Origin of the sequence: Spirillospora sp. NPDC048911 (genome assembly GCF_043198015.1) — a bacterium.
GTDB lineage: Bacteria > Actinomycetota > Actinomycetes > Streptosporangiales > Streptosporangiaceae > Spirillospora.
The window spans coordinates 1-23,054 of the sequence record NZ_JBICUD010000009.1 but is presented as its reverse complement, the minus strand read 5'-3'; the positions used below and the strand labels follow the sequence as shown (position 1 = coordinate 23,054).

Genomic DNA, 23,054 nt, shown 5'->3' with positions numbered 1-23,054 from the left:
ATCTCTTGACACCGAGGACGCAGGGGCGGGAAATGACGCAGACGATCGAGGACACCGACACCGACACCGGGCTCGCGGCTCTGGAAGACCTGAGCCAGGCGCTGACCCGCCGCGGCCACCTCACGATGATGGTCACCGCCGGGGGCCGGCCGCGGCTGGAGGTCCTCCACCGCACCGAGCCGGGCCGGTCGGGCACGATCGTCTGCGAGCGGGACACCGACGGCGAAGCCTGGTTCTGGTGGACGTGGGCCGACCGCATCGCGCCCGCACGCGAGCTCGAACAGGCCGCCGTCCTGGTCGACCGGAGCCTGCGCCAGGCCCCCGGCGCCGCCTGACAAGCGGCGCGAGTCCATCACGCTTGAGCGCCGCTTGCGGAACGTCGAGGGGAGCCCGCCCGATCCGCTCTCACACCCGAGATGTCTTCGCAGGTCCCCGGAGGGGGGATCATGGGAGGGACGACTTCTCTGACGTGAAGGGCGGGGCTCGGGTGCCTCAGATCCAGGGCTGCGATGCCTTCCGGGCGGCGATGCCGCGCGGGCAGCGGCCGGAGAGCATTCTCGTGCGGCTCACCGCCGACGACGGCGCGGTGGGCTGGGGCGAGGCGGCGCTGGCCGGCGGTGACTCCGGGACGTCCGGTTCGATCTGGTCCGACATCGCCGAGCGCATGGGGCCGGCGCTGATCGGCCTGGAGTGGGAACGGCCCGAGGACGTCTCGGCGGCCGCCGAGCTGGGCGACCGCCCGGCCGCGGCCGCGATAGACGTCGCCTGCTGGGACCTGTGGTGCCGGGCCCGGGGCCTGCCGCTGGCCCACGCGCTGGGCGGCACCCGCACCTCGATCGTGACGGGCGCCCGGATCAGCCCCGAACCCGTGCTGGAGACCGTGGTCTCCCGCGTCAACCGCGCCGTCGGCGCCGGGCACACCCGCGTCACCGTGAGCATCCGGCCCGGCTGGGACATCGAGCCGGTACGGCTGATCCGCGAGGCCTACCCGGCGCTGGCCCTGATCGTCGACGCCGGGCACGCCTACCGCGAGTCCGCCGAGCACATGGCGGTGCTGGAGGGCCTGGACGCCTACGACGTGCTGGCGATCGAACGTCCCTTCCCCGCCGCCGATCTGGTGCCGCACGCCCGGCTGCAACGCCTGATCCGCACCGCGGTCGCGCCCGACATCGGTGACATCGAGACCCTCGACGCCGCGATCTCGCTGGAGGCGGGCCGCGCATTGAATCTGCGGATCGGCCGGCTGGGCGGGCTGACGGCGGCGCGGGCCGCCCACGACCGGGCGTACGCAGCGGGCTGGGCGGTCTGGTGCACCGGCTCCGGCCCGTTCGGCATCGGCCAGGCCGCGGCGGTGGCGCTCGCCGCGCTGCCCGGCTGCGACCTGCCGAGCGACGTCTCCGATCCGGCGGGCGGGCCCGCCTTCGTCACCCCGCCGGTCCGCTCGTCCGGCGGCGTGGTGGGGGTGCCGCTGACGCAGCCGGGGCTCGGCCACGAGATCGACGAGGAACGGATCGTCCGGCTGGCGAGCCGCAAGGTCCGCATCCACGCGTGAGCGGTCCGCCGCCGTCCGGTCCGCCGCCGTCCGGGCCGGTGGAGCCCGGCACGGCGTGGGTGGTCGCCGGGCCGCCGGGCTCGGGCAAGTCGACGGTCTGCCGGCTGCTGCTGGCCCGGCTGCGCCCCGTCCCCGCGCTGCTCGACAAGGACACCCTCTACGGCCCGTTCGTCGCCGCGACGCTGGCGGCGTACGGGCGCGCTCCGGGCGAACGCGAGGGGCCGTGGTACGACGAGCACGTCAAGCGGCACGAGTACGAGGGCCTGACCGCCACGGCGCGCGAGATCCGCTCCCACGGCTGCCCGGTGATGCTCAGCGGCCCGTTCACGGGTCAGATCCACTCCGCCGGGCGGTGGCGGGAATGGGCCGCGGCGCTGGGCGGCGACCCGGTCCGGCTGGTCTGGATCCGCACCGATCCCGCGACGCTCAGGCACCGGCTCACCGAACGCGGCCTCCCGCGCGACACGGGCAAGCTCGCGGCCTTCGGCTCGTTCATCGAACGAATGCGGCCAGGCCAGGCGCCGCCGGTCCCCCACAGCGCGATCGACAACCGCCTGACCGCAGCCACTTCACTGGAAGCCCAGCTCGCAGACCTCTAGGACGCCTGCGAGGGCGGCTCAGGCGGCGGTGTGTACGGCTGCTGAGTGTAGGGCTGCTGAGTGTAGGGCTGCTGCGCGTAGGACTGTTGGTCGGACAGGTCCGGTATCGCCCAGTCGGGCTGGCCGTAGGACGGTTGCGGCGGGGGCAGTGCGGGCTGCTCGCCGGGAAGCGGGGCCGCGGCTTGCTCCGGCTCGGGGGACTTGCCCGCCCGCCGGTCCTCGTAGGCGTTCTTGATGCGGCCTCCGAGGCGTTTGCCCGCGTCCTGCACCTGCTGCGCGCGTTCGCTCGCCGCGGCTTCGCGCATCTTGTCGGCCGACTGGCGGCCGGCGCGCCGTCCGAGCTCCTGGAGCTTGCGGGCGCGTTCGGATTCCAGCGCCTGCTGCACCCGTTCGGCTTGGACGACCCGGGTCGCGTTCTCGCGGGCGATCTGGCCGGCGTTCTGGGCGCCGTCCCAGGCGATCGCGGCGCCCTGGCGTGCCGCCGCCACGGCCCTCTCGTAGCTGCGAGCGGGCTGGACGACCGTGCCGGCGGCCAGGTCGGCGAACGTACGGCGCCGCGAGCCCAGAAGCGCCGGGACGCTGTTGGCCAGGAAGAACGCCACCGCGACCAGCCACAGCAGGAGAGCGAAGAAGAACAGCCCTTCCAGGAGCAGCACCCAGGCGAGCGCATAGAGTCCGGTGCCCGACGCGGTGGTGACCAGCGCCCGCTTGAAGGAACGTGCCATGCCGGGCTTGGCGTCCTCATTGGCGGCGTGCCGGACGCGGAGGTCCATCGTGGCCTTGCCGATCGTCCGCCCGGCCAGCGCGAGGCCGACGACTTGATGGAGCAGCTCGGCCAGGACGAGGAGCAGGAGGGCCTGCTCGACGTTGCTGACGAACGTGTCCCACACGCCCGCGCCGAACTCGGTCGCGGCCTTCTCGACGTTCCCGCCCGACATCAGGAGCGCTCCGGTCGCCGACAACGTCTTGGACGGCAGGTCCTGGACGACGTACGTGTGCAGCCGTCCCCACGTCATGCCTCCGAGCAGCACCGCCACGACCACGAGCAGGCCGGTGTCGATGGACCAGGCGAGGAGGCGCCTGCCGCGCGGCGCGGCGGTGGGAGTGGGAGCGCCCGCCGGGACGGGTGGCGGCGCGTTGTACGGCGCGGGAAACGGGGGTGGCGGAGGGCCGTGCAAGGGTGCCCCTTACGCGATCAGAACGGCAGAAACCCCCAGGATCTTAGGCTTTCCCGGCAACCCCTGCCAGCCCGTCGCCACGTCCGGCCACCCGGATCCCTAGTACGACTTGGGCAACCCCAGCGAGTGCTGCGCGACGAAGTTGAGGATCATCTCGCGGCTGACCGGGGCGATCCGCATGAGGCGGACGGGCCCGGAGAGCATGCCCACGCCGTACTCGGTGGTGAGGCCGTTGCCGCCGTGCGTCTGGATCGCCTGGTCGACCACCCGGACGGCGGCCTCACCGGCGGCGTACTTGGCCATGTTGGCGGCCTCCCCCGCGCCCATGTCGTCGCCCTCGTCGTACAGCCAGGCCGCCTTCTGGCCCATCAGCCGCGCCAGCTCCAGCTCGATCTTGGCCTGCGCGAGCGGGTGCGCGATGCCCTGGTGGGCGCCGATCGGGGTATTGAAGACCTGCCGCTCCTTGGCGTACGAGGTCGACTTGTCCAGCGCGTAGCGGCCGATGCCGGCGGCCATGGCGGTGGCCATGATGCGCTCGGGGTTGAGCCCGGCGAACAGCTGCAGCAGCCCGCCGTCCTCGTCGCCGACCAGCGCGTCGTACGGCAGCCGCACGTCGTCGAGGTGGCAGATGAACTGCTTCTCCGGCGACACGATCTCCATCTCGATGGGCGTGTACGTGAAGCCGGGGGCGTCGGTCGGCACGATGAACAGCGACGGGCGCAGTGAGCCCTTCTGGTCCTGGCTGCGGCCGACGAACAGCACCGCGTCCGCCTCGTCCACGCCGGAGATGAACGTCTTCTGCCCGTTCAGGATCCAGCCGTCACCGTCGCGGCGCGCGGTGGTGGTGATGCGGTGCGAGTTGGAGCCGGCGTCGGGCTCGGTGATGGCGAACGCCATCTTGACCGAGCCGTCGGCGAACCGCGGCAGCCAGTGCTTCTTCTGCTCCTCGGTGCCGGACCGGGCGATGATCGTCGCGCAGATCGCCGGGGACACGACCATGAGGAGCAGTGGGCAGCCGGCGGCGGCGAGTTCCTCGCACACGGCCGCGAGGTCGCCGATGCCACCGCCCCCGCCGCCGTACTCCTCCGGCACGTTCACGCCCAGGTAGCCGAGCCGGCCCGCCTCGGCCCACAGCTCGTCGGTCTTGCCGCCGCTCTTGGCCTTCGCCACGTAGTAGGACGGGCCGTACTTGGCGCCGAGCTCGGCCACGGCGGCGCGCAACGCCCGCCGTTCCTCGGTCTCGATGAAGCTCACGCGGTGTTCCCTTCGGCGGTCGTGGGTTCGGCGATGACGGCGAGGACCGCTCCGGCCTCGACCTGCTGTCCCGCGCTGACGTTCAGCTCGGCGACGGTGCCACCGGCCGGCGCGGCGATGCGGTGCTCCATCTTCATGGCCTCCAGGACGAGCAGCGTCTGCCCGTCGGCCACGGCGGCGCCCCGCTCGATCTCGACCCGGATGACGGTCCCGGGCATCGGCGCCAGCAGCGATCCGGGCGCGACCAGGTCGCTCGGATCGGCGAACCGGGGCAGCCCGCGCAGCGTCACCGGCCCGAGGACCGAGTCGACGAACACCGGCCCGTCCCCGGTCGCCCTGATCGCGAACGCGTGGCGGACGCAGTCGATGTCCAGCGCGACCTCGGCGGGCGTCGCGGAGATCAGGCGCACGCCGTCGTGCCCTTCGGCGACGAGGCCGTCGCGGGTGAGTCGGTAGGACACCTCGATCGCGCCGTCCGGCCCCTCGTACGACTTGCGCTGCGGCTGGGACGGCACGTTGCGCCAGCCGGACGGGAGCCCTCCCTGCACGCGGGCGGCCGCGCGGTTGGCGGCGGCGTCGGCGAGCGCGGCGGCCAGCGCGGACAGCCGGACGGCACGTTCGCCGGCCAGCGGCGCGGCGAGCACGTCCAGGCCGATCTCGTCGAGATAGCCGGTATGGGTCTCGCCCTTGAGGAACGCGGGCTCGGCCATGATCCGGGCGAGCAGGTCGCGGTTGGTGGTCACGCCGTGCACGCGCGCGCCGGTGAGCGCCGCGCGCAGCCGCCGGGCCGCCGCCGTGCGCGTCGGGCCCCACGCGATCACCTTGGCGAGCATCGGGTCGTAGTGGACCCCGACCTCGCTGCCGCTCTCCACGCCGCTGTCGAGCCGCAGGCCGTAGGACGCGGGGACGGTGAACGCGGTGTCGACGTCCGGAACCTCGAACGTGTGGAGCGTCCCGCTGCCCGGCCTCCAATCGGCCGCCGGGTCCTCCGCGTACAGGCGTACCTCGATCGCGTGGCCGCGCGGTGCCGGCGGCTCGGCGGCGGGCAGCGGCGCGCCCTCGGCGACCTCGATCTGCAGGCGGACGAGGTCGAGCCCGTAGACGCACTCGGTGACGGGGTGCTCCACCTGGAGGCGGGTGTTGACCTCCAGGAAGAAGAACCGTCCGTCGCGGGCGAGCATGAACTCGACGGTGCCCGCGCCCTCGTATCCGATCGCCTGGGCGGCGTTCACGGCGGCCGCGCACAGCTCGGCGCGCAGGCCAGGGCTCACCGCCGGAGACGGCGCCTCCTCGATGATCTTCTGATGGCGGCGCTGGACGGAGCACTCGCGCTCGCCGAGCGCCCACACCGTGCCGTGCCGGTCGGCGAGGATCTGCACCTCGATGTGCCGCGCGTTCTCCAGCAGCGGCTCGCAGAAGACGGCCGGGTCGCCGAACGCGGACTGCGCCTCGCGCCGGGCGGCCGCCACGGCGTCCGGCAGCTCCGCGAGCGTCCGGACGACGCGCATCCCTCGTCCGCCGCCGCCCGCCGAGGCTTTCACCAGGATCGGCAGCTCGGTCTCGGTCACGGCGTCCGGGTCGAGCTCGGGCAGCACCGGAACGCCGGCGGCGGCCATCAGCTTCTTGGCCTCGATCTTCGAGCCCATCGCCTCGATGGCGGCGGGCGGCGGGCCGACCCAGGTCAGCCCGGCCTCGATCATCGAACGCGCGAACCCCGCGTTCTCGGAGAGGAAGCCGTAGCCGGGGTGGATCGCGTCGGCACCGGCCGCCTTCGCGGCGTCGATGAGGAGGTCACCGCGCAGGTAGGTGTCTGCGGGGGCGTCGCCCGCGAGCCGCACGGCGGCGCCCGCCTCGGCGGCGTGCGGGGCGCGCTCGTCGGCGTCGGAGAACACCGCGACCGTGCCGATCCCGAGGTCGCGGCAGGTCCGGAAGACGCGCCGGGCGATCTCGCCGCGGTTGGCCACCAGCAGTCGGTCGATGGGCCGTCCGGTCGTGGGTTGTTCGGTCTTGGGTTGTTCGGTCATGGGTTGCTCGCTCACATCCGGAAGACGCCGAAGCCGTCGGCTCCGGAGACGGGCGCGTTGTGGACCACCGACAGGCACAGGCCGAGGACGGTACGGGTGTCACGCGGGTCGATCACACCGTCGTCGTACAACCGGCCGGACAGGAAGTACGGCAGCGACTCCGCCTCGATCTGCGACTCGACCATCTCGCGCATCGCCCTGTCGCCCTCCTCGTCGTACACCTGGCCGCGCGCCTCGGCGGCGGCGCGGGCGACGATCGACAGCACCCCGGCGAGCTGCTGCGGCCCCATGACGGCGGACTTCGCGCTCGGCCAGGTGAACAGGAAGCGCGGGTCGTACGCGCGGCCGCACATGCCGTAGTTGCCCGCGCCGTAGGAGGCACCCATGACGAGCGAGAGGTGCGGCACTTTGCTGTTGGCCACCGCGTTGATCATGAGCGCGCCGTGCTTGATGATCCCGGCCTGCTCGTACTCCTTGCCGACCATGTAGCCGGTCGTGTTGTGCAGGAAGAGCAGCGGGGTGTCGCTCTGGTTGGCGAGCTGGATGAACTGCGCGGCCTTCTGCGCCTCCGCGCTGAACAGCACGCCCTGCGCGTTGGCGAGGATCCCGACCGGGTAGCCGTGCAGCCGCGCCCACCCCGTCACCAGGCTCGTTCCGTACAGCGGCTTGAACTCGTCGAACTCCGAGCCGTCCACGATCCGGGCGATGACCTCGCGCGGGTCGAACGGGGTCTTGAGGTCCTCGGGAACGATCCCCGCGAGCTCCTCCGCGTCGTACCGCGGCTCCTTCACCGGGCCGGGCGCCGGGCCGAGCCTGCGGTGGCCGAGCCGTTTGACGATCTGCCGGCCGAGCCGCAGCGCGTCCGCCTCGTCCACGGCCATGTAGTCGGCCAGGCCGGAGGCGCGCGCGTGCATCTCGGCGCCGCCCAGTTCCTCGTCGCCGGCCTCCTCGCCGGTGGCCATCTTCACCAGCGGCGGCCCGCCGAGGAAGACCTTGGCGCGCTCCTTGACCATGACGACGTGGTCGCACATGCCCGGGATGTAGGCGCCGCCCGCGGTGGAGTTGCCGAACACCAGCGCGATCGTCGGGATCCCGGCCGCCGAGAGCCTCGTCAGGTCCCGGAACATCCGCCCGCCCGGAATGAAGATCTCCTTCTGGGTGGGCAGGTCGGCGCCGCCCGACTCCACCAGGTTGATCACCGGAAGCCGGTTCTCCAGGGCGATGTCGGACGCCCGGAAGCTCTTCTTGACCGTCCACGGATTGGACGAGCCGCCGCGCACCGTCGGGTCGTTCGCCACGATCACGCACTCGACGCCCTCGACGACGCCGATGCCGGTGACCACGCTCGCGCCGACCGGGAAGTCGCTCCCCCACGCCGCCAGCGGGCTGAGCTCCAGGAACGGCGAGTCGGGGTCGAGCAGCAGCTCGATGCGCTCGCGGGCCAGCAGCTTGCCGCGCTTGCGATGCCGGCTGACGTACTTCTCGCCACCGCCGGCCAGCGCCTTGGCGTGCTCGGCCTCCAGGTCAGCGAGCTTGGCGAGCATGGCGTCGCGGCGCTCGCGGTACTCCGGGCTCCGCGGGTCGAGCGTGCTCTTGAGGGTCAAAGGATTGCCTCCGGGATGTCGACGAGACGGGATCGCAGCCACTCCCCGAGCGCCTTGCCCTGCGGGTCGAATCGGGTCGATGCGGATACGCCCTCCTGGAGCAGCCCTTCGACGACGAAGTTGACCGCCCGGAGGTTGGGCAGGAGGTGCCGGGTGACGTTGTGCTCGCGCGTCTCAGGCAGCAGCTCGGTCAGCCGTCCGGTGGTGAGGAAGCCCTCCAGCCAGCGCCATTGCGCGTCCGTACGGGCCCACACGCCGATGTTGGCGTCCCCGCCCTTATCCCCGCTGCGAGCCCCCGCGACCCGCCCAAGTGCCACCCGCACGGTCGAACTGCCCGCCGAAGCCGACGCGACTCCGGACGCGAGCGCGCCAGCGGACGCGGGCGTGCCAGCAGGCGTGGGCGTAACAGCGGACGCGGGCGTGCCAGCGGAGGCAGGCGTAGAGCTGAGCGCCGAAGAGGCCGGGGGATGAGGGAGGTTATCCACAGAACGCGGCTCTACTTCCCCCGGCTCGTCTGGACTCTCAACAATGGAATCGGGGGCCACTGGATCGGATGCGGAGGTGATCGGAGCGGGAGCGGCAGCGGTGACCGCCGCGGGCGAAATGGCGGCGCGACTACCGCCGGGCAGGACGGCCACGTGGTCGATTTCCTCGTTCGGCACGAACGCGGGTGTGTAGACGCCGTACGGGCTGCCCTTGCCCGGTGGGGACGTCATCGTGAAGCCGGGGTAGCCCGCCAGGGCGAGCTCGACGACGGCGCCGCTGAACGTGCGGCCGACCTTGTCGGGATCGGGGTCGACGACGGCGCAGCGCAGCAGTGCGGTGGCCTCACCCTGGGTGGCGGGGTCGGGCTTGGCGGTCCCGATCAGCGTCCATTCGACCCTGGCCGGACGGCTGTCGCCGAAGGCGGCCTCGAGCTGCGCCTTGGCGAACTCGGCCTTCGCCTCGATGTCGAGACCGGTGAGCACGAAGGTCATCTCATTGCGGTTGCCGCCGAGGTGGTTGAGGCAGACCTTGGTGGTGGCGGGCGGAGGCGAGCCCTTGGCGCCACTCAGGCGGACACGGTCGGGGCCCTCCCGGCTCAGCTCGATCGTGTCGAAGCGGGTCGTCACGTCAGGCCCCAGGTAGGCGGGGCCGCCGATCTCGTAGAGCAGCTGGGCCGTGACCGTCTCGGTCGTGACGCCGCCGCCGGTCCCCTCGTGCTTGGTGATGACGCTGGAGCCGTCGGCGTGGATCTCGGCGAGCGGAAAGCCCGGCGCCTTTACATTGTAGATTTCTTGGAAGAACGCGTAGTTGCCGCCCGTCGCCTGCGCGCCGCATTCGAGCACATGCCCGGCCGCCGTGGCACCGGCGAGAGCGTCCCAGTCGTCGCGCGACCAGCCGTGATGGGCGGCCGCCGGGCCGACGACCAGCGAGGCGTCGGTGACGCGGCCGGTGACGACGATGTCCGCCCCCGCCTTGAGGCATTCGACGATGCCCCAGGCGCCGAGGTAGGCGTTCGCGGTCAGCGGCTGCCCGTAGCGGGAGTCGGTGAGCCCGAGCTCCTTGGCGCGAGGCAAAAGATCATCACCCTCGACGTGGGCGATCTTCACGTCGACACCGAGGCGGTCCGCGAGCTCGCGCAGCTTTGCGGCCAGGGCACCGGGATTCAGCCCGCCCGCGTTCGTGACGATCTTCGTGCCGCGCTCGGCGGCGAGCCCCAGCGCGTCCTCCATCTGACGGAGGAACGTGGTGGCGTAGCCGCCGCCGGGGTCCTTCAGCTTGCCCCGCCCGAGGATCAGCATGGTCAGCTCGGCGAGATAGTCGCCGGTCAGGACGTCAAGGCGGCCGCCCTCCAGCATCTCCCGCATCGCGGTGAAGCGATCGCCGTAGAAGCCCGAGGCGTTACCGATCCGCAACGGTCGACTCATGACCCGAACACTGCCAGGCTCCCTCAAAAAAATCAATCGCGCTTGATTGTTTTCCAGGCCGAACGTTTGGTTGACTGAACGGGATGACCACGCAGGCGATCCCCCGCGAGCCCCGGCAGGACCGCAGCCGAGCCACCCGGCGGCGGCTGCTGGAGGCGGCCGTCGACTGCCTGGCCTCGGTCGGCTGGACCGGCACGACCGTGGCCGTGGTGGCCGAACGCGCCGGGGTCTCGCGAGGCGCGGCCCAGCACCACTTCCGAACCCGCGAGGAGCTGGTCACCGCCGCCGTCGAATACGGCTCGGACGTGCGCGTCGACCAGATGCGCGAGCGCCTGAACGTGCTCGCCGGCGAACGGCCCTCCACCCCGGAGGTGCTCACGCTGCTCGGCGAGATGTACACCAGCCCGCTCTTCCGCGCCGCGCTCCAGCTGTGGGTCGCGGCCAGCTCCGACGAGCAGCTCCGCGCCCAGGTCGTCCCGATGGAGGCCCGCTTCGGCCGCGAAGCCCACCGCCTGACCGTGGAGGCACTGGGCGTGGACGAGAGCACGCCGGGCGTACGGGAGACCGTCCAGGCCACCCTCGACCTCGTCCGCGGCCTCGGGCTCGCCGATCTCCTCACCGACGACTCCGCCCGCCGCACCCGCCTCCTCCAGCAATGGGCGATCACCCTCGACATGGCCCTGAGCCGCTGAGCCGGACACCAGGCCACTGAGAGCGGCCGCCGGACCAGCTGAGCCGGACACCGGGCCGCTGAGTCGGGCGTGGGCGAGCAATGACTCAGTCAGGGGTGTAGTGCCGATTCCAGTCGCCGTTCAGGCGAGGGACGCAAAGCCGATCAGTCGTTTGGGCTGGCGGCCCAAGCGGGTCGCCGTCCTCCCGATTTCAATGCGCCCATGGGTGAAATCTGGGATGTCGCCGTCGTCGGCTGCGGGCCCGTGGGGCTGATGACGGCGGTCTCGCTGGCCATGCGCGGGCACCGGGTCGTGATCGTCGAACGTCACGCGGCGGCGTACGGACTGCCGCGGGCCGTCACGTTCGACGACGAGGTGGCGCGGCTGCTGGCCGCGGCGGGCCTGGGCGACCGGCTCGGCGACATCAGCGAACCGGCGGACGAGTACGAATGGCAGAACGCCTCCGGCCAGGTCCTGCTCCGCTTCGAATGGGACACGCCGGGCCCGTCCGGCTGGCCGCGGACCAGCATGTTCAGCCAGCCCGCCCTGGAGGATCTGCTCGCCGAGCGGGCCGGCGAGCTGGGCGTGACCGTGCGGCGCGGCGCGCGCGTGACCGACGTGCGGCAGACGCCGGAACGGGTGACGCTGACGCTCGGCACCGGCGAGACGATCGACGCCGGCCACGTCGTCGGCTGCGACGGCGCGGGCAGCACGGTCCGCTCGTTCATGGACACCTCGGTCACCGACCTGGGCTTCTTCTACGACTGGCTGGTCGTGGACCTCGTCCCGCGCACCGAACGCCGCTGGAAGCCGGTCAACCTGCAGATCTGCGACCCGGCGCGGCCCACGACCGTCGTCTCGGGCGGGCCCGGCCGCCGCAGATTCGAGTTCATGTGCCTGCCCGGCGAGCGCAAGGAGGACCTCGACCGGCCGGAGGCCGCGTGGGCGCTGCTCGCCCCGTTCGGCCTCACCCCGGCGGACGCCACGCTGGAACGGCACGCCGTCTACACCTTCCAGGCCGCCTGGGCCGATCGCTGGCGAGACGGCCGCGTCCTGATCGCCGGGGACGCCGCGCACCGGATGCCGCCGTTCGCCGGGCAGGGGTTGTGCGCGGGCGTCCGCGACGCCGCCAACCTGGCCTGGAAGCTCGACCTGGTGATCACCGGGCGCGCCGATTCCGCGCTGCTCGACACCTACGGAGCCGAACGCGGTGCCCACGTCCGAGCGGTCATCGAGACGTCCATCGAGCTCGGGAAGATCATTTGCATGCCGGACGCGGCCGCCGCGGCCGTACGGGACGAGGAGATGAACGCCGGCGGCGGCACGGTGATCACCGACCTGCCGGGGCTGCCGCTGACGGCCGGGCTCATCCGACCAGGGCACCACGACGAACTCGCCGGGCGGCTGTCCCCCCAGGGCCGGGTCGCCCGGAACGGCCGCGTCGGGCTCTTCGACGAGGTCGTGGGGCCCGGCTTCTCGCTCCTGTCCATGGCCGATCCACGGGGCCTCCTGAAGCCCGATGAGCTGGCCTTTTGTGCCAGACTCGGAGCGAGGACGATGCGGCTCGACGACTCCTCGGACGTCGACGGCACCTACCGGGCGTTCCTGGCGCAGGCGGGCCGCGAGGCGATGGTGGTCCGGCCGGACTTCCATGTGTTCGGCGCGGCGGGCCCGGCCGGTCTCGGCGGGCTCGTCCGCGACCTGCGCGCCGCGCTCGGCGGCGCGTGACCGGAGGTGACGGGGTGAACGACACGTCCGGATGGCTGCTGCGGCTGCGCGCCACCGAACCGCAGGGTCCGCCGGTCGCCTCCCCCGTGACCGTCGCGATCGCCCGCGACAGCCTCGGCGACGGCCCGATCGGCTGGGCGGGGCAGACCGCCCGCGTGATGGCCGAGGAGGTCGTCCGGCAGATCCCCGAGTACGGCGGCGGGCCGTCGCCGTTCGAGACGTTCCGCCGCTCGGTGGAGGCCGCCGTGCTGGCGGCCCTGGTCGGGCTCTGCCACGACGTCACGCCGGACGGCGCCATGGTGCCCGAGGAGACCGTGCAGGGCAACGCCGACCTCGTCCGCCGCGGCGTGCCGCTCGACCGGGTACTGCGCGGGGTGCGGCTCGGGCACGCGCTCCTGCACCGGGCGCTGATCGACGCCGTCGACGGCGAACCCGAGCCGGTGCGCCTCGCCGAGCACCACCGGGTCAGCGACCTGCTGTTCGCCTACGCCGACGTGCACGCCAGCCGCATGGCCGAGGAGTACATCGCCGAACGCGACCGGTGGCGGTCGAGCACCGAGGCGGCGCGGCGCCGGGTGGTCGAGGACGTCGTGGCCGCCCGGAGCGTGACGGCCGAGGCGGCGAGCCGGACGCTCGGGTACGACCTCACCCGCCATCACCAGGCGTTCCTGGTGAACGCCGACGCCCTGGAGACCCTCGCCGAGGACCTGCGCCGGCTCGCCGTCGAGGCCGCGCGGGCGGTGGGCGGCGACGGCGTGCTCATCATCCCCGCCGGGACGGCCGAATTGTGGGCATGGACCAGCTGGCCGGCCCGCCCCGCCGAGACCGAACGATCGCTCCGCGAACGGCTGGACGTGCCGGACGGGCTCCGCCTGGTCGCCGGCCCGATCGCGCACGGCGTAGCGGGATTCCGCCGCAGCCACCTCGGCGCGCTGGAAGCCGAACGACTCGCCGCAGGGGCCCGCCTGACCTGCTTCAGCGACGTGCGAGTGACCGCCCTGCTCACAGCCGACCAAGAGCAGGCGCGGTGGTTCGCCGAGGAGACGCTCGGCGGCCTGTACGGAACAGACGAGCGAGCCCGCGAGTTGCGCGAGACCCTGCGCGTCTACCTGGCCTGCGCCCGCAGCCCGCAGGAAGCCGCCGCCCTCCTCCACATAGCCCGCAACACCGTCACATACCGCGTCAAGCGCGCCGAGGAACTACTGGGCAAACCCCTCTCAGGCGACCTACTAGAAGTGCGCCTGGCCCTAGAAATAGCCCGCACCCTCCCCTAACCCCCTGCCTCCCATCCCCCACTCGCACCCCGCACCGCGCTTACTGCCGGTGTGGTCTGCGGCCGCGCGCTTCCCTGCCGGCCGGGAGACGGGGCGGCGGGACGGGAGATTGTGCGCACACGATGGACGGGGTGAGTGGCGTCGGGCCGGCGCCGAAGGCTGGGGCGGGCAGGCAGAGCCATGCCAGGCCGTGGGTCTCCTTGGAGTCGACGGTGATCGCGGTGAAGGCCGCCGGATCGATCAGGCCGGGGCCGTCTCGGATGATCTCCTGGTGGAGGTAGTTCGAGGTGATCAATCCGAGGTCGGCGCGGTGGTCGTCGAGGGCGGTCTTGAACGCGGCGGTGTCCAGGAGCCGGAAGAGGTGCAGCACGGCGCGGCCGCCCACGCCGTGGCCGTCATACCGGACGTAGCCGGCGTTGACCGCGATGCGCAGCCGCAGTTGCGCGGTGGCCGCGGAGATCTGGTTGTGGTGGCGGAGCGCTGCGCGCAGGTGGTGCGGCCATCGCCCGAGCAGGGGCTCGACGCTGATGTCGGCGGGGGCGATCACCAGGACGGCGTCGCCGCGGTCTTCCCGGTGGCAGGCGTCCAGGGAGACGCCGATCTCGGCAAGGGACTCGGTGATGATCCGGTAGAGCGCGGTGTGCAGGTAGGAGTGGATCGCCGGGTCGTGGCGGCCGAATCCGACGATGTCGGCAGCGAGCATCGCGTGGTGCAGGACACCGGACGTGGACCAGATGGTGTCGCTGGTACTGATCAAGACCATGACGGGTTACCTGTCTGGACGATGGGGTGCGTTGTGATCGTCGGCCCAGAAGTCGATGAGCTGGTCGCGGGGCAGGTCATGCAGGAGCGTGGCCTGGTCAGTCAGGCGGCGGCCGGTGATCAGCCGCCACGTGACGGTGAGGACCATCGCGAGCATCGCCTCGTCCGCGGACCGGGGGCCGGTCGGCGGGTGCTGGGATCCGGCCGCGGTTCGCCGCCCTGACATCGGCCCGCCCGGCTTCTGGCACCACTTCGGACGCCCGTTGATCGCGGGCGTGGAGTGAGCAGCCATGATCGGCATGTCGGGCAATGGCTTTCTGGCTGGAGGGGCAAAGGGGCGGCCGGAAGAGCGCCCACGCCAGAATCATTGAAGGACCAGAGGCTACCGAGAGCCGGATACACCAAATTCGGACAAAGAGAATGGTCATCTGTACGACGCCGAACACGTCACACCGGCCAATCGACTGGCACCAGGCCACGCCGGTGACCGGAATGTCCCGGTTTGTTGCAACAGGGTCGGCTGGGACGAAGGCGAGCCGGCACCGGCCGGGCGGAGGGGACGGCGGACCCTCGCCGCCCTGCCGCCAAACAGGGTCGTTGCGGCGAGGGGCCGCCGCCGCCAGTCGGGCCGCCCGGTCGAAGAGCCACCCTTCCGAGGGAAAAGTTGCGAAATGTGTCACATGACACAGCTCCTCCCCATCTGATTATTACTCGAAATTCCGGCCCGGCAGGGCTGAACGGAACTGAACGCTGTACACGGAACTGAACGGCGCCGGCGCGGCGGGCGCCAAGGGCTGGTGAGGGGCGGCCGGATACCGCACGGTGTTCGGTTTTGCCCAAAAGGCCATGGCATCCGACCGAAAGGCCCTAACCTTCGGGATCACATAGGTCATGATTCGTGTAAGCCACCCAAGGACCGCCAATCCGGACAGTGGCGCATCGTTCCCCCATATCCGCCCGGTCGAGTCCCGAGACATCACTTCCAAAAGAGAAAGCAGATCGCAGATGCACAGTGACGTCTACTTCGCGTACCTGATCCAGGTCCAGTCCGCTGCCCGGCAGCGGTCCGCAACCGCGCGAGTCATCGCGCCGGCACCGGCACCACCTGTCTCGCATCGCCCCGGGCGACCATGCCCGCCCCGGTCCGCCGATTCCCTGACCAGGTGAATCGGGCCTGCCATGCGCGACGGGTTCAAGCGCGTCAAGCGGTGGTTCTGGAGGCGGAAGAGCCGCTCGGGCCCCACCAAGGCCGGCCTGCGGCGGCGTCTGGAACTCGCCTACCCCGGTCCGGGTCGTGACCGGGACAAGCTCAAGCTGATCATCCTGGCTGTGCTGCTGAAGGACGGTCACGACCAGGACGAGGTCGTCGAACTGGCTCGCCGCCGCAATCTGAGCGAAGCCAAGGCCAAGGAGTTCCTGCGCGGCGAAGTGGAGTTCGGGTTTCGCTGGGACGTCCTCGAGGCCCTGCTCATCGACTGCGGCGCCGACGCGGTCTCGGTCGAGGTCGCCGGGGAACTGTTCGCCAAGTTCCCACTCCGCGAACAGCCCTTGGACCGCGCGGCCCACGCCCCAGCCCGGCCGCCCGCGCCTGACGGGCCAGCCGTCAAAGCCGGCGATGAGAGCCCGCGCGATCCTGACGGCGCCGCAGGGCACGGCTCTCTGCGACGCACCGCCGACCACGACGCCAACCGCACGCCGCGCCCCGATCCGCGTAACGCGACCACACCAGCGCAGTTCATCGCGGCGATGTTCGAATACCGCGTCCTCAAGGGCAATCGCTCGTACCGCAAGATGGCGGCGGCCGTCGGCAGCAGATACGCCCACACCACGTTCTCCGGCCTGAAAACCCGTACCACCCTGCCCGCGCTGGAACTCGCCATGTCCTTCATCACCGCATGCGGCGCTCACCCTGACGAACTGGGCGAATGGAAAGAAGCGTGGCAACGCATCGCGCTCGCCCAGACGACCCCAGGGGACGAACCCCCGGAGGACAACGACCTGCAAGGCGCCACAGACGACTGAAGGGCGCCAAACCTCCGCCGTCCGCCCTGAGCGCGACGCCGTGCGGGCCGTGCGGTGCCTGCCGTGCGGGCCTGCCGAACCTGCCGCGCCGGGCCTTCGGGTCAAGCGGGTGGTGGGGTTTGGGCTGGCAGCACAAGCCGGGGGCTCCGCTACGTCGTTGAATCGGCTTCAGAGGTTCCTGTAGCTGAGAGGCGGAAATCATGCGTGTTGCCAACCTCGCCGGCCGGGCGGTGGTGCTCGTCGACGGTGGAGCGATCGACCTGGCCGAGGCCGGTGGAGGGCGGTTCCCGTCTGATCCGCAGGCCCTGTACGAGTGCTGGGACGAGCTGCGCGGGTGGGTCCCCGAGGGGGTCGCCGTCCCGTACGAGGACGCCGACTTCGGAGCTCCTGCGCCCGCTCCGCGGCAGGTGTTCGCCATCGGGGTCAACTACCGCGACCACGCGGAGGAGTCGCGGATCGATGTCTCCGGACGGCCCGCGCGGCCGCCGGTGTTCACCAAGTTCGTGACATGCCTGACCGGCCAGGACGCCACGGTCGCTCTGCCGAAGGACGGTCTCACCGATTGGGAGGCCGAGCTCGTCGTGGTCATCGGCCGCCCGGCCCGCCGGGTGACGGCCGCGGCCGCCTGGGATCACGTCGCGGGCCTCACCGTGGGCCAGGACCTGTCGGAACGGCTCACCCAGCTCGCGCCGCCGCAGCCCCAGCAGTTCTCGCTCGGCAAGTCCTATCCCGGGTTCGGGCCGATGGGGCCCTTCCTGGTGACGCCCGACGAGTTCGCCGACCCGGACGACCTGGAGATCGGCTGTGACCTGAACGGCGAGCGCATGCAGGCCGCCCGCACCAAGGAAATGATCTTCAGCGTCCCGGAGCTGGTCGAGGCGCTGTCGGCGATCACGCCGCTGCTGCCCGGCGATGTCATCTTCACCGGGACGCCCGCGGGGATCGGCGGCACGCGCACTCCCCCGCGGTTCCTGGCTCCCGGCGACCGCCTGGAGAGCTTCGTCGAGGGCGTCGGTGCCCTCCGCACGACCTTTGTGGAGGGCTGACATGGCCATGCACCGGTTGACCGGCATCACCATCGGGGTGCCCAACGTCGCCGAGACCGCCGCGTACTACGCCGAGTTCGGGCTCGCCCCGGCCGGAGCGGACACCTTCGCGACGGTGGACGGCGGCGAGCAGCTGCGCCTCGTCCACTCCCCCACGCGACGGCTGGTCGAGCTCGGCATCGGGGTGGACGACCCCGACGACCTGGGCCGGATCCGTGCCGCTCTCGCCCGGCTCGACCTCGCCCTCGACGCCGGCGGCACCGTCACCGACCTGGGCACGGCGGTGCGGGTACGGGTGGAGATCGCCGGCCGGATCGTCCGCGCCGAGGAGCCCCCGCCGGTCTACAACGGGCCGGGACGCGTGTCCCGTGCGAACGGCCGGGCGCCCGGCGTGCTCCGGGAGACGCCTGTGCGTCCCCGCAAGCTGGGGCACGTCGTCATGGGCTCGACCGACCACGAGGCGAGCCGGCGGTTCTTCACCGAGGGCATCGGGTTGAAGGTCAGCGACGAGGTGCCGGGCGTCGCGGCGTTCCTGCGCTGCTCCACCGACCACCACAACGTGCTGGTGCAGCCCGCGCCCGTCCCGTTCCTGCACCACACGTCCTGGGAGGTGGAGGACGTCGACGAGATCGGCCGCGGCGCGCACCGCATGCTGGAGGGCCATCCCGAACGGCACGTCTGGGGGCTCGGCAGGCACCACATCGGCTCCAACTTCTTCTGGTACCTGAAGGATCCCGCGGGCAACTTCTCCGAGTACTACAGCGACCTGGACTGCGTCGTCGACGACGCGATCTGGAAGCCCGAGGTCTTCACGGACATGCGGGCGCTCTACGACTGGGGCCCGCCCGTGCCGCCCTCGTTCATCGAGCCCGAGGACCTGGCGGCGCTCATGGCGGGAGCGCACGGCGGATGACCCACCACACCGAGGGCGATCGGCCCCTCGTGCTCAGCGCCGAGGATCTGCCGCTGGTCGAGCGGGTTCCGCTCGCCGACCGCGATCTTCCCGCGAGCACGTACGAGCTGCTCCTCCGTACGGCCGGCGCCCGTTCCGGCTCGCCTGCCCTGCACCTGCTCGGCGAGAACGGCCGCGGCTGGTCCGAGCCGGACACCTGGACCTTCGGCGATCTGCTGCGCCACGTTCACCAGGCCGCCAACGCCTTCCTGGCGGCCGGTCTGCGGCCGGGCGAGGTCGTCGGCCTGCTGCTGCCCAACACGGGGTGGACGTACGCGGCGCTGCTCGGCGCCCAGGCGGCCGGGATCGCCAACCCGGTCAATCCGCTGCTCGCCGAAGACCACATCACCGGCATCCTCTCGCTCACCAAGGCGCGGATCATCGTCACCGTCCCGCAACTGGCGGACAAGGCGCGGCGCGTCGCCGAACGCCTTCCCGCCGTCCGCGCCGTCCTCGATCTCGGCGACCTCGCGGCCGGGCGGCCCGGTGACCGGCTGCTGACCGCGCGCCGGCCGCGGCCCGGCGACCTCGCCGCCTACTTCCACACCGGCGGCACGACCGGAACGCCCAAGGTGGCCCCGCACACCCACGCCATGGAGGTCTACATGGCGTGGGCGCTCGGCTGCACCGGCGCGTTCCTCGGCGACGCCGTGGCGCTCGCGGGCCTGCCGCTGTTCCACGTGAACGCGGTGCACGTGACCGGGCTCGGGCCGTTCATGCACGGCAGGCCGGTGGTCAGCCTCGGGCCGCTCGGCTACCGCGACCGCGCGCTCATGGCCGGCTTCTGGCGGATCGTCGAGCGCTTCCGCGTCACCTCGTTCTCGGCGGTGCCGACGGTGTACGCGGCGCTGCCGCCGGTGCCGGAGGGCGTGGACATCTCCAGCCTGCGGGCCGGGGCGGTCGGCGCGGCGCCCCTGCCCGAACGGGTGCGTTCGGGTTTCGAGTCGGACGCCAAGGTACCGATGCTGGAGGGATACGGGCTGACCGAGGCGACGTGCGCGAGCGCCGCCACGCCGGCGTTCGCGCCGCGGGCGGGCTCGGCCGGCCTCCGGCTCCCCTACCAGCGGATCAAGGCGGTACGGAGGGACGCCGGCGAACGTCCGGCCGGTGACTGCGCCCCGGGCGAGACGGGCGAGCTCGCCATCAGCGGCCCCGCGGTCTTCCCCGGTTATCTCGGACCGGACGGACCCGATCCGCGCGGGAAGGTCGTCGACGGCTGGCTGCTGACCGGCGACCTCGGCCGGGTGGACGCCGACGGCTATGTCTACCTGACCGGACGCGCCAAGGACCTCATCATCCGCGGCGGCCACAACATCGACCCCAGGCCGGTCGAGGAGTCGCTGCTGGCCCACCCGCTCGTCACCGGCGCGGCCGTCGTCGGGCGGCCCGACGACCACGCCGGTGAGCTGCCCGTCGCGTTCGTGACGACCTCGGCACCGATCGCCGAGGACGAGTTGCTGTCGTGGGCCCGTGCGCATGCGCCCGAGCCCGCCGCCGCGCCCAAGGCCGTCCACGTGGTGGACGAGCTGCCGACGACCTCGATCGGAAAGATCTTCAAGCCCGCGCTGGTGGCGGACGCCGTCCGGCGGATGACGGAGGAGAACTCATGATCGGCCGGATCGACGTTCATCAGCACATGGTGCCCGCCGCGTACGCCGCCTGGCTGCGCGACCACGGGATCACCGCGCCCGGTGGCCGCGAGCTGCCCGAATGGAGCCCGGCCCTGGCACTGGAGCTCATGGATCGGCAGGGCATCGCCACCGCGATCCTCTCGCTCAGCACACCGGGCGTCCATCTGGGCGACGACCGCGAGGCCGCCACGGCGGCACGGGAGTTCAACGAGTACGGCGCCGAACTGGTCAAGGACCATCCCGAGCGCTTCGGGCTGTTCGCGACGCTCACCCTGCCCGACGTGGACGGCGCCGTCGCCGCCGCGGCGTACGCGCTGGACGACCTGTCGGCCGACGGAGTGGTGCTGCTGGCCAACAGCCGTGGCGTCTATCTGGGCGACCCGGCGTTCGACCCGCTCATGGCCGAGCTCGACCGGCGCGGCGCGGTGGTGTTCGTGCACCCCGCCGAGCTGCCCGGGCCCGCGGCACCCGGCATCCCGCCGTTCGCCGCCGACTTCCTGCTGGACACCACGCGCGCCGCGTACAACCTCGTGCGCCATGACGTGCCCCGCCGGTTCCCGGGCATCCGCTTCATCCTGGCCCACGCGGGCGGCTTCGTTCCGTACGCGGCGCACCGCCTGGCGATCGCCCTGTTCGCCGAGACGGGCCGCGATCTCGACCTCATCCTGGCCGGCCTGGCCGGCTTCTACTTCGACACGGCCCTGTCGTCCAGCCCGGCCGCGCTGCCGTCGCTGTCGTCGTTCCCGCCGCCCGGCCATGTCGTGTACGGGAGCGACTGGCCGTTCGCGCCGGAGCTCGCCGTCTCCTACTTCAACGAGCCGATCGCGGCGGACGAGGCCATCGGCCGCAACGCGCGGGTTCTCTTCCGCCGTCTCGAAGGGGTCTCGTCATGATCGACCTTGACGTCGACGTCCTCATCGTCGGTGGCGGCGGAGCCGGGCTGACCGCGTCGATGTCGTTGTCGCGCCTGGGCATCGACACGCTCCTGATCAACGCCAGGCCGGGGACGTCCCACCTGCCCAAGGCGCACGTGCTCCACCAGCACACGATGGAGGTCTTCGCCGACCTGGGCCTGGCCGGCGCCGTCTACGAGCGGAGCACGCCGCCGGAGAACATGCGGTACTCCGGCTGGTACGCGGGCCTCGCCGGGCCGGACGAGGACCACGGCAGGCGCTTCGGGCTGATCGAGTCGTGGGGCGCGGGCGGTCTCTCCCACGAATGGGCCGCGGCGAGCCCGTACCGGCCCGCCAACCTGCCCCAGCTCCGCCTGGAACCGCTCCTGCGCGCCCGCGCCGAGGAACTCGCCCCCGGCCGTGTGCGCTTCCACCACGAACTGACGGACTTCCGGCAGAACGGCACGGGCGTCGTCGCGTCCGTCACCGACCACGGCTCCGGCACGACCTACCAGGTCCGAGCCCGCTACCTGCTCGCCTGTGACGGCGGCCGCACCGTCGGTCCGTCCCTCGGGATCTCCCTCGAAGGGCCGCGCGACCTGATGCGGATCGCGTCCGTCCATCTGTCCGCGGACCTGTCGGCCTGGGCGCGTGACCCGGGGGTCCTCATCCGCTGGCTCCTCCTGCCGCATACCGGCGGCGGCGCCACGATCGTCCCGATGGGCCGGACCGCTGGGGACCCGAGTCCGAGGAATGGGTCGTCCACCTCGACTACGCGTCCGACGACCCGCGCGGTCTCGACGACGCCCAGGTGATCGCCGACCTCCGCACCGCCCTCGGCCTGGCCGACCACCCCCTGGACGTCCACGTCATCACCCGCTGGTCGATCGAGGGCGTCGTGGCCGAACGGTTCCGGCACGGCCGCGTCTTCCTGCTGGGCGACGCCGCGCACCGCCATCCGCCGACGGGCGGCCTCGGCCTCAACTCGGCGATCCAGGACGCGGCCAACCTGGCGTGGAAGCTCGCCGCCGTCCTGCACGGTCACGCCGCCGAGGGTCTGCTCGACACCTACGAGCCGGAGCGCCGCCCGGTCACCGCTCGCAACGTCGAACGTTCCGTCGAGAACGCCCTGAACCACCTGGTGGCCGGCGAGGCCGTGGGAATCACACCCGACGCCGGCGCCGACGCCAACTGGCGCCGGATACGACGCCTGTGGAGCGGCCTGCCGGAGGACGAAGCACACGCACGCCAGGTGCGTCGCCTCATCGCGAGCCAGTCCATGGAGTTCGACGAGCACAACATCGAGTACGGCTACACGTACACCTCGACGGCTGTGGTGCCCGACGGCACCGCCGTCCCGGCCAACCCGGACCCCATCCGCATCTACCAGCCGGCCGCGCGCCCAGGCCACCCCCTGCCGCACGCCTGGCTGGACGCACCGGACGGCCGGCGTCTCTCCGTCCATGACCTGGTCCGGCCCGGATGCTTTCTCCTCATCACCGGCGAGGACGGTCAAGCGTGGTGCAAGGCGGCCGCTACGCTCCCCACGTCCGTCCCCGTGGACGCCGTACGCCTGGGCCACCTGGACGGCGACTTCCTGGATCCCCGCTCCGCCTGGACCCGCAACCGCGGCCACGACCGTGGCGGAGCCGTACTCGTCCGCCCCGACCGCTTCATAGCCTGGCGCGCCCACACCGCCTCCCCTACCCCGGAGCAGGACCTGACGGCCGCCCTCGACCAGATCCTCGGCACCGGCTCGTCGAAGGGCCCGGCCGACGACCAGGATTGAGCGCCATGTCGCCGATCATTAAAGGAACGCCGTCGGGTCGCCGTCTCCGGAAATGAGAAAGGCCCCGCCGTAATGGCGGGGCCTTTCTACCAAAAGGTGTCCGGCGGTGTCCTACTCTCCCACACAGTCTCCCGTGCAGTACCATCGGCGCTGAGGGGCTTAACT

The 23,054-nt window shown here is 72.0% G+C and carries 20 protein-coding genes; 13 read left to right on the top strand and 7 right to left on the bottom strand.

All coding sequences use genetic code 11. The annotated features are described in order from the left end of the window. Positions 1–32 precede the first annotated feature (32 nt). From ACGFNU_RS34935 to ACGFNU_RS34925, 3 genes are all read left to right on the top strand, one after another. Entirely contained in the window at positions 33–335 is a 303-nt protein-coding gene (locus ACGFNU_RS34935) for a hypothetical protein (protein ID WP_392600741.1), read from the top strand. A gap of 152 nt (positions 336–487) precedes the next feature. Then, complete coding sequence (locus ACGFNU_RS34930; protein WP_392600740.1) at positions 488–1,552, top strand: enolase C-terminal domain-like protein; 1,065 nt, start codon at positions 488–490, stop codon at positions 1,550–1,552. Further along, a complete protein-coding gene (locus ACGFNU_RS34925) occupies positions 1,549–2,151 on the top strand; it encodes an AAA family ATPase (RefSeq protein ID WP_392600738.1) in 603 nt (200 codons plus the stop codon). Before ACGFNU_RS34930 ends, ACGFNU_RS34925 begins: the two co-directional genes overlap by 4 nt. On the opposite strand, the gene ACGFNU_RS34920 is transcribed toward ACGFNU_RS34925, so the two are convergent. From ACGFNU_RS34920 to ACGFNU_RS34900, 5 genes are all read right to left on the bottom strand, one after another. Then, entirely contained in the window at positions 2,148–3,329 is a 1,182-nt protein-coding gene (locus tag ACGFNU_RS34920) for an RDD family protein (protein ID WP_392600736.1), read from the bottom strand. The genes ACGFNU_RS34925 and ACGFNU_RS34920 overlap by 4 nt on opposite strands. A 99-nt stretch (positions 3,330–3,428) precedes the next feature. Beyond that, positions 3,429–4,583 (bottom strand): acyl-CoA dehydrogenase family protein, encoded by a 1,155-nt coding sequence (locus ACGFNU_RS34915; protein WP_392600734.1) that lies wholly within the window; start codon positions 4,581–4,583, stop codon positions 3,429–3,431. After that, complete coding sequence (locus tag ACGFNU_RS34910; protein WP_392600732.1) at positions 4,580–6,607, bottom strand: acetyl/propionyl/methylcrotonyl-CoA carboxylase subunit alpha; 2,028 nt, start codon at positions 6,605–6,607, stop codon at positions 4,580–4,582. The genes ACGFNU_RS34915 and ACGFNU_RS34910 overlap by 4 nt, the downstream gene beginning before the upstream one ends. 11 nt (positions 6,608–6,618) lie before the next feature. Further along, a complete protein-coding gene (locus ACGFNU_RS34905) occupies positions 6,619–8,151 on the bottom strand; it encodes an acyl-CoA carboxylase subunit beta (RefSeq protein WP_392601200.1) in 1,533 nt (510 codons plus the stop codon). A 56-nt stretch (positions 8,152–8,207) separates the two neighbouring features. Then, entirely contained in the window at positions 8,208–10,121 is a 1,914-nt protein-coding gene (locus ACGFNU_RS34900; protein ID WP_392600730.1) for an acyclic terpene utilization AtuA family protein, read from the bottom strand. 83 nt (positions 10,122–10,204) lie between these two features. Here ACGFNU_RS34900 and ACGFNU_RS34895 point away from each other — a divergent pair, with 83 nt between their 5' ends. The 3 genes from ACGFNU_RS34895 to ACGFNU_RS34885 all read left to right on the top strand — a co-directional run bounded on the left by ACGFNU_RS34895 (position 10,205) and on the right by ACGFNU_RS34885 (position 13,794). Next, entirely contained in the window at positions 10,205–10,813 is a 609-nt protein-coding gene (locus ACGFNU_RS34895; RefSeq protein ID WP_392600728.1) for a TetR/AcrR family transcriptional regulator, read from the top strand. A 201-nt stretch (positions 10,814–11,014) separates the two neighbouring features. After that, on the top strand, positions 11,015–12,520 hold the full coding sequence (locus tag ACGFNU_RS34890; protein ID WP_392600726.1) for a bifunctional 3-(3-hydroxy-phenyl)propionate/3-hydroxycinnamic acid hydroxylase: 1,506 nt from the start codon (positions 11,015–11,017) through the stop codon (positions 12,518–12,520). A 14-nt stretch (positions 12,521–12,534) separates the two neighbouring features. After that, positions 12,535–13,794 carry a PucR family transcriptional regulator gene (locus ACGFNU_RS34885; protein ID WP_392600724.1) on the top strand — a complete coding sequence of 420 codons (1,260 nt, stop codon included), beginning with the start codon at positions 12,535–12,537 and terminating at the stop codon, positions 13,792–13,794. 40 nt (positions 13,795–13,834) lie between these two features. On the opposite strand, the gene ACGFNU_RS34880 is transcribed toward ACGFNU_RS34885, so the two are convergent. Continuing rightward, complete coding sequence (locus ACGFNU_RS34880) at positions 13,835–14,557, bottom strand: hypothetical protein (protein ID WP_392600722.1); 723 nt, start codon at positions 14,555–14,557, stop codon at positions 13,835–13,837. A 6-nt stretch (positions 14,558–14,563) separates the two neighbouring features. Next, entirely contained in the window at positions 14,564–14,848 is a 285-nt protein-coding gene (locus ACGFNU_RS34875) for a hypothetical protein (protein ID WP_392600720.1), read from the bottom strand. 1,037 nt (positions 14,849–15,885) lie between these two features. Here ACGFNU_RS34875 and ACGFNU_RS34870 point away from each other — a divergent pair. The 7 genes from ACGFNU_RS34870 to ACGFNU_RS34840 all read left to right on the top strand — a co-directional run bounded on the left by ACGFNU_RS34870 (position 15,886) and on the right by ACGFNU_RS34840 (position 22,889). Then, positions 15,886–16,578: a hypothetical protein gene (locus ACGFNU_RS34870; protein WP_392600718.1), complete on the top strand. Its 693-nt coding sequence runs from the start codon at positions 15,886–15,888 to the stop codon at positions 16,576–16,578. A 200-nt stretch (positions 16,579–16,778) separates the two neighbouring features. After that, complete coding sequence (locus ACGFNU_RS34865; protein WP_392600716.1) at positions 16,779–17,624, top strand: fumarylacetoacetate hydrolase family protein; 846 nt, start codon at positions 16,779–16,781, stop codon at positions 17,622–17,624. Between the two features lies 1 nt (position 17,625). Then, positions 17,626–18,537: a VOC family protein gene (locus tag ACGFNU_RS34860; RefSeq protein WP_392600714.1), complete on the top strand. Its 912-nt coding sequence runs from the start codon at positions 17,626–17,628 to the stop codon at positions 18,535–18,537. Next, complete coding sequence (locus ACGFNU_RS34855) at positions 18,534–20,186, top strand: AMP-binding protein (RefSeq protein ID WP_392600712.1); 1,653 nt, start codon at positions 18,534–18,536, stop codon at positions 20,184–20,186. Before ACGFNU_RS34860 ends, ACGFNU_RS34855 begins: the two co-directional genes overlap by 4 nt. Continuing rightward, positions 20,183–21,100, top strand: a complete 918-nt coding sequence (locus ACGFNU_RS34850) for an amidohydrolase family protein (RefSeq protein WP_392600710.1) — start codon at positions 20,183–20,185, stop codon at positions 21,098–21,100. Before ACGFNU_RS34855 ends, ACGFNU_RS34850 begins: the two co-directional genes overlap by 4 nt. Continuing rightward, the gene (locus tag ACGFNU_RS34845) at positions 21,097–21,915 is read left to right on the top strand and encodes an FAD-dependent monooxygenase (RefSeq protein ID WP_392600708.1); all 819 of its coding nucleotides are present in this window, start codon (positions 21,097–21,099) and stop codon (positions 21,913–21,915) included. The genes ACGFNU_RS34850 and ACGFNU_RS34845 overlap by 4 nt, the downstream gene beginning before the upstream one ends. Next, a complete protein-coding gene (locus ACGFNU_RS34840) occupies positions 21,912–22,889 on the top strand; it encodes an FAD-dependent monooxygenase (RefSeq protein ID WP_392600706.1) in 978 nt (325 codons plus the stop codon). The genes ACGFNU_RS34845 and ACGFNU_RS34840 overlap by 4 nt, the downstream gene beginning before the upstream one ends. The last annotated feature ends 165 nt before the right edge of the window (positions 22,890–23,054 follow it).

Coding starts and splice junctions, on each gene's coding strand:
- ACGFNU_RS34935 (WP_392600741.1), top strand. CDS start 33: ATGACGCAGACGATCGAGGACACCGACACCGACACCGGGCTCGCGGCT.
- ACGFNU_RS34910 (WP_392600732.1), bottom strand. CDS start 6,607: ATGACCGAACAACCCAAGACCGAACAACCCACGACCGGACGGCCCATC.
- ACGFNU_RS34905 (WP_392601200.1), bottom strand. CDS start 8,151: ATGCTCGCCAAGCTCGCTGACCTGGAGGCCGAGCACGCCAAGGCGCTG.
- ACGFNU_RS34900 (WP_392600730.1), bottom strand. CDS start 10,121: ATGAGTCGACCGTTGCGGATCGGTAACGCCTCGGGCTTCTACGGCGAT.
- ACGFNU_RS34895 (WP_392600728.1), top strand. CDS start 10,205: ATGACCACGCAGGCGATCCCCCGCGAGCCCCGGCAGGACCGCAGCCGA.
- ACGFNU_RS34890 (WP_392600726.1), top strand. CDS start 11,015: ATGGGTGAAATCTGGGATGTCGCCGTCGTCGGCTGCGGGCCCGTGGGG.
- ACGFNU_RS34880 (WP_392600722.1), bottom strand. CDS start 14,557: ATGGTCTTGATCAGTACCAGCGACACCATCTGGTCCACGTCCGGTGTC.
- ACGFNU_RS34875 (WP_392600720.1), bottom strand. CDS start 14,848: ATGGCTGCTCACTCCACGCCCGCGATCAACGGGCGTCCGAAGTGGTGC.
- ACGFNU_RS34865 (WP_392600716.1), top strand. CDS start 16,779: ATGCGTGTTGCCAACCTCGCCGGCCGGGCGGTGGTGCTCGTCGACGGT.
- ACGFNU_RS34860 (WP_392600714.1), top strand. CDS start 17,626: ATGGCCATGCACCGGTTGACCGGCATCACCATCGGGGTGCCCAACGTC.
- ACGFNU_RS34855 (WP_392600712.1), top strand. CDS start 18,534: ATGACCCACCACACCGAGGGCGATCGGCCCCTCGTGCTCAGCGCCGAG.
- ACGFNU_RS34850 (WP_392600710.1), top strand. CDS start 20,183: ATGATCGGCCGGATCGACGTTCATCAGCACATGGTGCCCGCCGCGTAC.
- ACGFNU_RS34845 (WP_392600708.1), top strand. CDS start 21,097: ATGATCGACCTTGACGTCGACGTCCTCATCGTCGGTGGCGGCGGAGCC.